Below are 11959 nucleotides of genomic sequence, written 5' to 3'. Positions count from 1 at the left end.
GAAATTGGAAGCATTCTGAGGACGCTGTGCAATTGGAAAGGGATCAAGATTATCGAAGCGGAGGTATGCGCGGACCACATCCACATGCTGATCGAGATACCGCCAAAGATAGCAGTAGCGAGTTTCATGGGGTACCTAAAAGGAAAGAGTAGCCTGATGTTGTACGAGAAGTTCCCGGAGCAAAAATAGAAATACCGGAACCGGGAATTCTGGTGCCGCGGGTACTACGTGGACACTGCAGGAAAAAATGCAAAGAAAATACAGGAGTACATCCAACGACAGTACGAGCAGGACAAAGCAGGAGAGCAACTGACCATGCCGGACTTTTAAAGCGCCCGTTTACGGGCGGCAAGTAACAGAACTTTCGCGGCTGGCAGACCGTACTTGCGCGACGTGACGCGCATGCTAGTATTCTAGGGCTACGCCCGCATATGAAAAACCCCCGGCTTTGCCGGGGGTTTTTTATTGCATATGCAGGGAACTCGAAAAATATGTAAATGATGCAATATCGTGCAGATACGTCTCGATTTGAATTGTGAATCTGCAGAGGATATGATATACTAATAAAAAACATCATATTATGAATTGGGAGAGGTCGATGTTGAAAGACACCCGCAAACACCGGTTGGCCGGCGTGCTGATTTGGCTGTTCATCTTTTTGGGTCTGGGCTATCAGATCCCCAATCGGATGCTCCCCGTTGAGCTGACCGTCACTGCGACGGAACCCGGAATTCTTTCCGTTTGGGTTTTGGATGATTCGCAGGTCGTTTGGAAAAACAGCGGATTCGTTGAAGAATCCTCTGATGATTCGGCGGTGCCGCATTTGATCAGTTCACAGGAGCTGGCGCAAATTACGATCCGTCTGCCGCGCATGAACTCGCGCGTGATGTTTTCGGGCGGAACCGGGCACGCAGCCGCGTATCTGCAATTCGGGTTCATCAATCAGATGATCGATTTTGAAACATCGGAAAACGGAACGATTTATTCGCCGCGTCAGCTTCTGGCACCCTATGTGATGAGCTACTGTGCGCTTTGGGTGACCGGCGGGTTGCTTTGGGCGTTGTGGAGATGCCGCAAAGAACGCAGAAGAATTGCGCTGCGTGTGCTGGCATGTCTGGCGGGCCTTGTTTGGATGGGGTTTGTGGTGCAAACCGGCTTGTTTGTACAGCTGGAGCAAACCGTGCGCCCGCGCGAAGTGACTGTGACGCTGCAGGAGGGCACAGATCTTTCCGTGACCCGGCGCGACAGTGATAAAGTGCTGGAGAATGAGGGATTTCGCTTTACCTGGGAAAACGGCTTGACGTATACCGCGCAGGAAACCGGCGCTTCGATCACCGTTCGGGATCCTTATAAGAACCGGTTTCTGGGCTTGTCCAGTCCAATGCCTTCAACGGTGCAGCTGGGCTTTGCCGATGACGAAAGCCGGACGGTTGCCGTGACGGAACGTGCGGATGCCGGCTGGACGGTCTTTGATTATATGCAGCTGCCTTCGTGGCAAACGGCGAACCGGATTGCATGGCAAATGGTCGTTTTGCTGCTGATTGGTACGGCGGGCATCATTTTGTCGTTTGCCCCGTCCCGGCACACTGCGGTCGGCGCTGTGGCGGCGTCTGTCTCATGGTTTCTCTTCCTGATCCCGCTCGGCGTCCGGCTGGGATTCCTGAACGCGTGGGAAAATCTGTGGTACGGACCCGGGGATAAGGAAAAACTTGTTGCTCTTGGCACGGCTGCGCTTGGGATTGCGGCGTGTCAGGCCGCGCTTGGGTATTGCCGCAAATACAACGAGGCTGTGCGTGCGCGGTATCAGGCGTTTTCTGCAGATTTTCGCACATATGTTCCGGCTTGCCGCATCGATCATCGCCATTGGCTGATCTTCGGCGGACTGCTGCTTGTCTTCTTTGCGTTTCAGCCGCAATATTACAATGATACCGTGCATTATTATGCAAACGCGCAGATTCTGGAAGGCAACGTGCCCTTTTCTCAGTGGGACATCCGGCGCGGGCCGGGATTTCCGTTTTTGATTTATTTGTCGTCTAAGTTGTTCGGCTATACAACATTGGGCAGCCTGGTTTTGATGGCGCTGTTCTATTTGGCCGCAGCTGTTCTTTTGCAGAAAATTTTCCTGTTGCTGGATTTCCCGCGGCGCTTCGGCGTGTGGGGTTCCGATGCGATTCTGTGTGTGTTGATTTTGCTGAACCCGATCATCTTCGGCTATTATCATACGATGCTCACGGAATTTGCAGCATGCACGATCGTGCTTGCCGGCTTCTATCTGCTGCTGCAGACACATTTGTACCTGCAGTCCGGATGCCGGACGTACCGGCGCTGGATTTATCTGGTGCGGATTGCGGCTGTGGCGGGTCTGTGTGTGCTGGGATATGCCACCAAGCAGATGTTTGTGCTGTGTGTTCTGGTGCCGGCTGCGGCATCGGAACTGATTTTGTGGATTCGGCGGTTTTCGCTCCGGCGCGTGCTGGTTTCGGTGGTCAGTCTGATGTGTGTGGGTACGGCGCTGCTGAGCTATATGAGCACCTGGAGTATGATCACAGGCGGCGGTAGCGCCCAAAAAGACGGAGATTATTTTTACAGCTCGCTGTCGGGCGCGGTGCGGTATATCTATCCGCTGCCGCAGCAGACGTCAGAAGAGGAAGATCCGGAGGCCGATGAGCTGTTTGTTCCGAATGGAGATGTCGAGGTGGGCGTCTATCGGCGGGACGGCACATTGCTGCGCACGCAGACGCTTTCCTGCGACGGGTCTGTTGTCGGTACGCTGGTTTTTCTGAAAGATATGTTTTTCCTGAGCCCCAGCGCGTTCCTGGCAAGCTATTGGGATAACTATCTCGTCTTATTAAATATTTTGCAGCAGAACGTGCAAAACAAGGATTATAAGCACAGCCCGCTGAGTGATCAGATCTATTTTGTCAACGGAAACGAGATCGATATGGTGGCGGAGTTTTACCAAAACCGACAGCGCGGCGACACCAATTTGCCCAAAGCCCCGTCGAAAAAGAGTGCCCCCGAGGGGGTCCGCATATTCAACGAGCAGATCATACAGGTGGGAGACGCCAGTTTCCTGCAATCCTTTTTGTTCAATGACGCGACGATCGGTGCAGCGGACGTGGCCTTCTCGTGGGGCGGCTTTTTCGCGCCAGTTGTCATGGTTTTCGCATGCATCCGGATGTGGATGTGCGCGCGGAAAAAACGGGAAGATCTCGATTGGACGCTGATTTTCCTGCTGTCTTTTTCCGTTTTCGTCTATACACTGGGGATCGTTGTGATCGCAAGCCCGGTGGATCGCTATCTGATGCCGATTTACCCGCTGCTGCTGATTTTGGAGATTTTGCTGGGACACCGGTTCTATTTGTGGCTCCGACAATGGGTCAGAATCCCGTCGGCTTTGCGCACAAGCAGGGAAAAAACACAGAAAAACGAGGAGTCGTTATGAAACAGACAATTGATCAGGTATATGATGCGGCAACGCTGCGCAGGCTTCAGCTTGTGGAGCTGGACATCCTGAAAAAATTTGATGCGATGTGTGAAAAGCACGGGCTGCAGTATTTTGCGGCGTTCGGCACTGCGCTGGGTCAGGTGCGGCACACGGGGATCATTCCGTGGGATGACGACATTGATGTCGGAATGATGCGCAAGGATTATGAGCGGCTGCGCGAATTGGTACCGCTGGAATTCGGTGACGGTTACACGCTGCTCAACGGCCAGACCGATCCGCGGTATCCGTTCATGACGAGCCGCATTATGAAAAAAGGCACGGAATTCCGCATGCTTTCCATGAAGAACGCCCCCTATGAGACGGGGATCTTTCTGGATATTTTCTGCTTTGACTGGATGCCGGACGACGCGGCTGCATTTCAAAAAATGAAGCGCAACTGCTGGGTGCTGGAAAAATTGTGCATTCTGCGCAACATGCCATTCCCCAACCTGCCGTATCGGGGGCTGAAACGCTGGATCGTCTATGCCATGTGTGCAGCGGGATCGGTGTGCGTAAAAATTTTCCCGCGCGCAGCGCTGCACCGGTGGATGCAGAATGCGGCGCAGGTTGCCGGCGAACAGCCGACCGGCCGGATCGGGTGTCCGTTCGGCCTCAAGCCGGAGGAACGGATCTATCCGACGCAGGTGATTTTTCCGCTGCAGAAGCTTCCTTTTGAGGACATGACGATCAGCATGCCGCATGATCCGCACGCGATGCTGCGCATCGTCTTTGGGGATGATTATATGACACCGCTGCCGGAGGGAAAACGCTCATCGATCGTGCCGTACCGGCTGAGCTTTGGAGATGAAGCAAGTGACTGATCACCGCACGCCGAATGCAGCAGGCCGGCGCGCTTTTCTTTGGAATATGATCGGAAGCGTCATCAATGCCGGGGCGACCATGCTGCTGACCATTGTTGCCACACGGCTTGCCGGGGTGGAGCAGGGCGGAATTCTGGGTCTGGCGTTTGGCCTTTGTCAGGTGTTTGCCACATTCGCCAACTGCGAGGTTCGGCCGTTCCAATCGACGGATCTGGACGAGCAGTTTCGCTTTGGCGAGTATTACGGGCTGCGGATTTTGACCTGTGCGGCAATGACGGTTTTGTGCGCGGCCTATGTGTTCGGCTTTCAGTATTCGGGCGAAAAAGCGCTTGTGATCTTTTCGATCTGCATGTTTAAAATGCTGGACGCCTTTTCCGATGTGTTTCAGGGGCTGTTTCAGCAGCAGGGGCATCTTGAATATGCCGGCCAGGCTCTGGCGCTGCGCGTCTTTCTTGCCGGTTGCGCCTATACGGTCACGCTGTGGCTGACCCAAAACAGCATTCTGGCAGCTGTGTCCATGCCGGCGGCATCGGTATTGTGTATCGTGCTGTTTGACATGCGGGTGGCAAAACGCTTTGTCGATCGGGTGCGGCCGGTGTTTTCCGGTGCGGCATGTCGAAAGATTCTTGCGGCGTGCCTTCCGCTGTTTGCCAGCTCTTTTATGAACATGTATATCCTGAATGCGACCAAAATGCAGGTCGATGCGGTGATTCCGCAGATGCAGGGATATTGGACGCCGCTGTACATGCCGGCGGCAATCATCAATCTGTTCAGTATTTTTGCGTTCCGGCCCATGCTCACCACGCTGCGGGCAAAATGGAATGCAAAAGAGCGCAATGCGTTCCGCCGCATCGTTTTTGTTCTGATCGGCTGGGTGATTGCAGTGACGCTCGGCGTGCTGGCGGGCGCGTGGTTTTTGGGTATCCCTGTTTTGCAGCTGCTGTACGGGCTGCCGCTTGCGCCCTATCGGAACGTTCTGATGATCGTGCTTTTGGGCGGCGGGCTGAATGCGCTTGCAACAGTGCTGTATTATGTAATTACGATCATGCGCCGTCAGTATTTTTTGCTGCTGGGTGATGGCGTTACCTTTGCCGCCACGCTGCTCATCACGCCGCTTTTTGTGCGGGCACAGGGGCTTGCCGGCGCCGGCCTGGCGTATCTTTGCAGCATGGCGGTGCGCGCGTTTTGTCTGGCGTGGATCGCTGCGTTCGGATACAGAACGTATTGGAACCAGGAACGAAACGCAAAACAGTGACGGGATCGTTCGACAAATGTGATCAGGGACGGGAAGTGTATCAGTTGAAAGTACTTGCGGTAATTCCGGCATACAACGAGGAAGAGAATATTGAATCCGTGATCGAGCGGCTTCAGGCGGAATGCCCGGAAGTTGACTATGTGATCGTCAACGACGGAAGCGCCGACCGCACCGAGGAGATTTGCCGTGCGCGCGGATATCGAATGGTCAGCCTGCCGATCAATCTCGGGCTTGCCGGTGCGGTGCAGGCGGGCATGAAATATGCAATGCAGCATGATTACGACGCCGCGGTGCAGTTTGATGCGGACGGGCAGCATCGCCCGGAATATATTGCGCCGCTGCTGGCGCGTCTGAACGACGGATATGATATCGTGATCGGAAGCAGATTTGTGACACAGCGCAAACCGTTTACCCTGCGCATGGTGGGAAGCTATCTGATTTCCGGTGCGATCCGTCTTACAACGGGAAAAACGATTAAGGATCCCACCAGCGGGATGCGCATCTATAACCGCACGATGATCCGGGAACTGGCTACGCGCATCAACTGTGCGCCGGAACCCGACACCATCAGCAGCTTTATTTCCCGCGGCGCGCGCGTCGATGAAATACAGGTGACGATGGACGAGCGCATCGCCGGAACCAGCTATCTCAACATATCCCGCAGCATCGGGTATATGCTGCGCGTGGGTGTGTCGATTCTACTGCTGCAGCGATTCCGCGGCGGGGCGCGGTTTCATGACAAGGAGGCGAATGTATGAGCATCGAGATCCGGATTTTGCTTCTGGTCGGCGCAGTGCTGACGCTTTTGTATTTTGTGCACTATATTCGCAAGGGCCGCATGCAGATCGACTATGCGATCTACTGGATTCTGTTCAGCGCCGCTTTGGTTGTGCTGGGCGTGTTCCCCGGCATTGCCACATGGGCGGCAGACCTGCTTGAATTTCAATCTCCGGCCAATTTGGTGTATTTGGTAATCCTGTTTGCACTCATCCTCAAGCTGTTTACCAATACATTGAAGATCTCAAAATTGAACCAACAGATGAGCGAGCTGGCACAGCATATCGCACTTGCAGAGCAGCAGGATGCGGAAGGCTGACGCTGTGGCCAAAACCAGCCGTGATATTTTGATATAGGAGAATCGAATATGAAAGCACTGATCTTAAACTCCGGGCTTGGCAGCCGAATGGGCATGCTGACGTCAGAACATCCCAAATGCATGACGGACATCGGAAGCAACGAGACGATCGTCAGCCGGCAGCTCAAGCAGTTGGCGGATATCGGTGTGAAAGAAGTGGTCATGACAACCGGCCTGTTTGACACCGTTTTGATGCATTACTGCGAGGGGCTGCATCTGCCGCTACACATCACCTATGTAAAGAATCCGGAGTACCGGCAGACCAACTATATCTATTCCATTTACTGTGCAAGAGATTTGTTGGATGACGATATTTTGCTGATGCACGGAGATCTTGTGTTTGAAAACGAAGTGCTGGATCGCATCTGTGTGTCTGCGGAAAGCTGCATGGCCGTCAGCTCGACGCTTGCGCTGCCGGAAAAGGATTTCAAGGCGGTTGTGCACAACGGACGGGTGGAAAAGGTCGGCATCGAGTTTTTTGATGACGCGGTTGCGGCACAGGCGCTGTACCGGCTGAACCGGGAAGACTGGCGCGTCTGGATGGAGCGCATTGTGCATTTCTGCGAGACGGGAGACCGGAAGTGCTATGCGGAAAACGCGCTGAATGAAGTGACCGACCGCTGCCGGATCGTCCCGCTGGACGTGAAAGATCTGCTGTGCAGTGAGATCGACAATCCCGAAGATCTGCAAGCCGTGTGCGAGCGGGTCGCGCAAATCGAGCGCCGCACGGTCTATCTGTGTTTTTCGACGGATGTGCTTCACGGCGCGCACATTTCTCTCATCAAAAAGGCCAAGCGGCTTGGCCGGCTGATCATCGGCGTTTTGTCGGACGAGGCGGTTGTGAGCTATAAGCGCTATCCGCTGCTTCCGTTTGAGGAGCGCAAGGCCATGTTTGAAGCGCTGGCCGGCGTGGACCGTGTGGTGGAGCAGAAAAGCCTCAGCTATCGGGAGAATCTGGAGCGGTATCAGCCGGACGTTGTCGTGCATGGCGACGACTGGCAATCCGGGTTTCAAAAGCCGGTTCGGGACGAAGTGGTTTCGATTCTGGCGTCGTATGGCGGAAAACTGGTGGAGTATCCGTATTCCAAGGATCCCAAATACGAACAGCTTGACAAGCGTGCCCGCGCCGAACTGTCTTTGCCGGATGTGCGCCGTGCCCGGCTGAAGAAAACGCTGGCGATGAAGGGCCTTGTCACCGCGATGGAAGCGCACAGCGGCATCACCGGCCTGATCGTGGAAAAAACAACGGTTTATCAAAATGGCGCGGCGCGTCAGTTTGATGCGATGTGGGTCAGCTCTCTGTGTGATTCCACCGCCAAAGGCAAACCGGATATCGAGCTGGTAGACATGACCTCGCGCTTGCGCACGATCGACGAGATCATGGAGGTCACCACAAAGCCCATCATTTTTGACGGGGATACCGGCGGACTGACAGAGCATTTTGTCTATACGGTGAAAACGCTGGAGCGCATGGGCGTCTCGATGATCATCATTGAGGACAAGACCGGCCTGAAGAAAAATTCCCTGTTCGGCACCGAGGTGCAGCAGACACAAGACAGCATTGAAAATTTCTGCGCCAAAATTGCGGCGGGAAAACATGCGCAGAAGACAAAAGATTTCATGATCTGCGCGCGGATCGAAAGCCTGATTCTGGAGCGCGGAATGGGCGATGCGCTTGCGCGTGCGTTCGCCTTTGCCGGTGCGGGCGCGGATGCGATCATGATCCACAGCCGCCGGAAAGACCCTGCGGAAATTTTTGAATTTGTGGAAAAATTCCGCGCAAAGGATTCCGTAACGCCGATCGTGGTCGTTCCCACATCGTTCAACGCCGTGACGGAAGAAGAATTTAAAGCGCGCGGCGTCAATATCGTCATTTATGCCAATCAGATGACGCGCACGGGAATCCCTGCCATGCAGGATGCGGCGCGCACGATTCTGGAGCATCATCGCGCCAAAGAATGCGACGAAAAATGTTTGTCCATCCAGGAGATCATCACGCTGATCCCGGAAGAACTTTGACCCGAACGGGAAGGAGCGAATACAGTTTATGGCAGAACAAATCATCCTGACAGCGGATCGGGATTACTCGGAACTGGACCGGTATCTGCAGGAGCACGCAGTGCGCGGGATTTTTCTGGTATGCGACAACGCGATTTCCTTTCTGCGCCTGAACGCCTATTTTGAGCAGCTGCCGGAACGCATGGGCGTTTCGGTGGTTCGGTTCAGTGATTTTGCGCCAAATCCTTTGTACGAGTCTGTTGTCAAAGGTGTTGCAATGTTTCGCGCGCACCGGTGTGACCTGATTCTTGCCGTGGGCGGCGGCAGCGCGATGGACGTTGCAAAATGCATTAAACTGTACGCCGAAATGGATCCGTCCGTCAATTATCTGCGTCAGCCGATCGTGCCGAACGCAATCCCGCTTCTTGCCGTGCCGACAACGGCCGGAACGGGAAGCGAGGCCACGCGGTATGCGGTGATTTATTTTGAAGGAGAAAAACAATCGGTTTCACATGAGAGCTGCATTCCTTCGGCGGTTCTGATGGATCCTTCCGCACTGCGCACACTGCCGGAATATCAAAAGAAAGCCACAATGCTGGACGCGCTGTGCCATGCGGTTGAATCCTTTTGGTCGATCCATTCCGACGAGCAAAGCAAAGCATACGCGCGCGCGGCGATCAGCCGGATTCTGGAAAATAAAGACGCCTATCTGGCCAATGAGGAGGCCGGCAATTCCGAGATGCTGCAGGCCGCCCATCTGGCCGGCAAAGCGATCAATATTACGCAGACGACAGCGGGCCATGCAATGTGTTATAAGATCACAAGTTTGTACGGCATTGCGCACGGCCATGCGGCGGCGCTTTGTGTGAAAGCGCTGTGGCCTTATATGCTTGAGCATCCGGATCAGTGTACCGACCCGCGGGGCGCACAGTATCTGCAAACGGTTTTCTGCGAGCTTGCTCGGGCGTTCGGCTGTGACACGCCGGATCAGGCGATGCGCAAATTTCAGATGCTTGTCGAACAGCTTTCTCTTCCGGTTCCGCAGGCGAGCGGGCAGGAGCTTGCGCTTCTTGCGTCTTCGGTGAACCCGGTGCGCTTGAAAAACCATCCTGTTGCATTGGATCAGGCGACGATTCTGGCGTTGTATCAACAAATATTGGGGAGAAAAACACAATGAACGCGGAAACTTTGGCAAAAATTATCGGCGCTGATTTTTATACGGGCGTGCCGGACTCTCAGCTGAAATCGCTGTGTGATTATTTGATGGCGACATACGGCATCGATCCGCAGCACCACATCATTGCCGCAAACGAAGGCAACTGCGTTGCGCTGGCTGCGGGGTATCACCTTGCCACAGGGAAAACGCCGGTGGTCTATCTGCAGAACAGCGGCGAGGGGAATATCATCAATCCGGTCGCCTCGCTGCTCAATGAAAAGGTGTATGCGATCCCCATGCTGTTTATCATCGGCTGGCGGGGTGAGCCGGGCGTCCATGACGAACCGCAGCATGTCTATCAGGGCGAGGTCACGCTGCAGCTGCTGCGGGATATGCAAATCGAGGCGTTTGTGATCGGAAAAGATACCAGCGACGCGCAGGTGCGCGATGTGATGGAGCGGTACCGCAAGCTTTTGGCACAGGGAAAAAACGCGGCGTTTGTCATTCGAAAGGGCGCTCTGTCTTTTGACAGTGCGGTGCAGTATGAAAACAAAAATACAATGGGCCGTGAGGAGATCATCCGCCATATTACGCGCGTGAGCGGACAGGATCCGATCGTGTCCACCACCGGAAAAGCAAGCCGGGAATTGTTTGAGATTCGTGCGCAAAACGGGCAAAAGCACCAATATGATTTTTTGACGGTCGGCTCGATGGGACACAGTTCCTCCATCGCGCTTGGCGTGGCGCTGCAAAAGCCGGATACGCGTGTGTGGTGCATTGACGGCGATGGCGCCGTTCTGATGCATATGGGCGCTATGGCCGTCATCGGGGCAAATGCACCGCGCAATTTGATTCATATTGTCATCAACAACGGCGCGCACGAGACCGTGGGTGGAATGCCGACGGTGGCGGCATCGGTGGATCTGGTGAAGATTGCCGCGGCGTGCGGGTATCGTCATTGCGTGTGCGTGGATTCCTTTGACGCATTGGATCAAGCGCTTGAGCAGGCGAAGGAGCGGGGACAGCTGAGCTTCATCGAGGTGCGAAGCTCCATCGGCGCGCGGGCCGATCTGGGACGTCCCACAACGTCGGCACGGGAAAACAAACAAAATTTTATGAACTATCTGAGCCAGCTGTGACCGAGCCTGCGGCATCGGCACAGCGACAGACATGCAGCCGGATCGCTTCGCACAGAGGGGATTTCCCTGCCCGCAACGATATACGGCGGACGGGGATCCCCGTGGTGAGATTTTGTGCAAGGGACGCTCCGGACGCAGGCCGTGTGGGCGCTTTCCGGGGTGCTGGCTGACCAGTATAGGTTCCCCACTTACTACATCAACTGCCACCAGCTGATGGTGCATTTTGAAAACCGGCTCCCGAATAAACTCAAGGTTTTAGCTAAGTACAGGATGCTGATTATTGACGAAATCGGTTATCTTCACATGGATATTCAGGGCGCAAATCTGTTTTTTAGCTCATTGCCAGACAGTATGAGAAACCCTCCACCGCGTTTACCGCTAACAAGACTTTCCCCCAGTGGAACGAGGTGGTTGCCGATGACACCATTGTCTCTGCCATCCTGAACCGTTTTTTTCACCATTGCACCGTAATCAACATCAAGGGCGAGTCTTATCGACTGAAAGAACGCAAGAAATTGATACGCTAGAAGCAGCAGATCGTGAACACTCTTTTTGAGCAGCGAAGCACCTGATTTTGTTACTCCCTCGCCGAAAAACTACAAAATTTCTTCGGCGTTTTATTACAATTTCATATTGGCGTTGACTGTTCTAATTATGATATTTCCCTTTCACAGGTTTATACGTTGCTATACAAGAAAAAGGCCGCAGAACCGAGCTAAACCGCCCCAGATTGTGCGGACAGCACCAAAAGGCCTCTATGTAGGGAGAAATATGAAGTATTAAGCGGAGTGGCGCAGCGTGAGCGGCGCCACTCCAGTTTTTAACTGGATGCGCTCGTAGTTGTAAAAATTGATGTAGCGGTCAATCATCTCATTGGCCTCGCAGAATGAGGCCGGTTTATGGCGGTAGATACACTCTGTCTTGAGAATGGAAAAGAAATTTTCTGCCATAGCGTTATCATATAGGGG

General features: G+C 54.1%; 10 protein-coding genes and 1 pseudogene. 10 read left to right on the top strand and 1 reads right to left on the bottom strand.

Features of this window, described 5'->3' with window-relative positions:
- The 10 genes and pseudogenes from tnpA to IIY41_RS14140 form a co-directional block, all read left to right on the top strand.
- Nucleotides 1–356: pseudogene (tnpA, locus tag IIY41_RS05760) on the top strand (IS200/IS605 family transposase); the annotation flags it as partial.
- A gap of 242 nt (nucleotides 357–598) precedes the next feature.
- Complete coding sequence (locus IIY41_RS05755; RefSeq protein ID WP_287400116.1) at nucleotides 599–3445, top strand: ArnT family glycosyltransferase; 2847 nt, start codon at nucleotides 599–601, stop codon at nucleotides 3443–3445.
- On the top strand, nucleotides 3442–4308 hold the full coding sequence (locus IIY41_RS05750; RefSeq protein WP_287400115.1) for a LicD family protein: 867 nt from the start codon (nucleotides 3442–3444) through the stop codon (nucleotides 4306–4308). The genes IIY41_RS05755 and IIY41_RS05750 overlap by 4 nt, the downstream gene beginning before the upstream one ends.
- The gene (locus IIY41_RS05745) at nucleotides 4292–5563 is read left to right on the top strand and encodes a lipopolysaccharide biosynthesis protein (protein WP_287400114.1); all 1272 of its coding nucleotides are present in this window, start codon (nucleotides 4292–4294) and stop codon (nucleotides 5561–5563) included. The genes IIY41_RS05750 and IIY41_RS05745 overlap by 17 nt, the downstream gene beginning before the upstream one ends.
- Nucleotides 5564–5607: 44 nt before the next feature.
- Nucleotides 5608–6321, top strand: a complete 714-nt coding sequence (locus IIY41_RS05740) for a glycosyltransferase family 2 protein (RefSeq protein ID WP_287400113.1) — start codon at nucleotides 5608–5610, stop codon at nucleotides 6319–6321.
- Entirely contained in the window at nucleotides 6318–6659 is a 342-nt protein-coding gene (locus IIY41_RS05735; RefSeq protein WP_287400112.1) for a DUF2304 domain-containing protein, read from the top strand. The genes IIY41_RS05740 and IIY41_RS05735 overlap by 4 nt, the downstream gene beginning before the upstream one ends.
- Nucleotides 6660–6707: 48 nt before the next feature.
- On the top strand, nucleotides 6708–8717 hold the full coding sequence (gene aepX / locus IIY41_RS05730) for a phosphoenolpyruvate mutase (protein WP_287400111.1): 2010 nt from the start codon (nucleotides 6708–6710) through the stop codon (nucleotides 8715–8717).
- Nucleotides 8718–8745: 28 nt separating this feature from the next.
- A complete protein-coding gene (locus tag IIY41_RS05725; RefSeq protein ID WP_287400110.1) occupies nucleotides 8746–9873 on the top strand; it encodes a phosphonoacetaldehyde reductase in 1128 nt (375 codons plus the stop codon).
- Nucleotides 9870–10991 (top strand): phosphonopyruvate decarboxylase, encoded by a 1122-nt coding sequence (gene aepY / locus IIY41_RS05720; protein ID WP_287400109.1) that lies wholly within the window; start codon nucleotides 9870–9872, stop codon nucleotides 10989–10991. The genes IIY41_RS05725 and aepY overlap by 4 nt, the downstream gene beginning before the upstream one ends.
- Nucleotides 10992–11329: 338 nt before the next feature.
- Nucleotides 11330–11518: an ATP-binding protein gene (locus IIY41_RS14140; protein WP_287400117.1), complete on the top strand. Its 189-nt coding sequence runs from the start codon at nucleotides 11330–11332 to the stop codon at nucleotides 11516–11518.
- A 252-nt stretch (nucleotides 11519–11770) separates the two neighbouring features.
- On the opposite strand, the gene IIY41_RS05705 is transcribed toward IIY41_RS14140, so the two are convergent.
- Nucleotides 11771–11959: IS3 family transposase (locus tag IIY41_RS05705; RefSeq protein WP_287400108.1), on the bottom strand; the 189-nt coding region annotated here is incomplete at its 5' end.

It is taken from the genome of Ruthenibacterium sp., assembly GCF_017421385.1.
GTDB lineage: Bacteria > Bacillota > Clostridia > Oscillospirales > Ruminococcaceae > Ruthenibacterium > Ruthenibacterium lactatiformans.
Note: the sequence above shows the minus strand (reverse complement) of the source record. Positions and strands in the feature narration are given on the sequence as shown.

What these genes read in the sequence shown, in the direction of transcription:
- aepX (WP_287400111.1), top strand. Translation starts at nt 6,708, where the DNA reads ATGAAAGCACTGATCTTAAACTCCGGGCTTGGCAGCCGAATGGGCATG.
- IIY41_RS05745 (WP_287400114.1), top strand. Translation starts at nt 4,292, where the DNA reads ATGAAGCAAGTGACTGATCACCGCACGCCGAATGCAGCAGGCCGGCGC.
- aepY (WP_287400109.1), top strand. Translation starts at nt 9,870, where the DNA reads ATGAACGCGGAAACTTTGGCAAAAATTATCGGCGCTGATTTTTATACG.
- IIY41_RS05725 (WP_287400110.1), top strand. Translation starts at nt 8,746, where the DNA reads ATGGCAGAACAAATCATCCTGACAGCGGATCGGGATTACTCGGAACTG.
- IIY41_RS05750 (WP_287400115.1), top strand. Translation starts at nt 3,442, where the DNA reads ATGAAACAGACAATTGATCAGGTATATGATGCGGCAACGCTGCGCAGG.
- IIY41_RS05735 (WP_287400112.1), top strand. Translation starts at nt 6,318, where the DNA reads ATGAGCATCGAGATCCGGATTTTGCTTCTGGTCGGCGCAGTGCTGACG.
- IIY41_RS05755 (WP_287400116.1), top strand. Translation starts at nt 599, where the DNA reads ATGTTGAAAGACACCCGCAAACACCGGTTGGCCGGCGTGCTGATTTGG.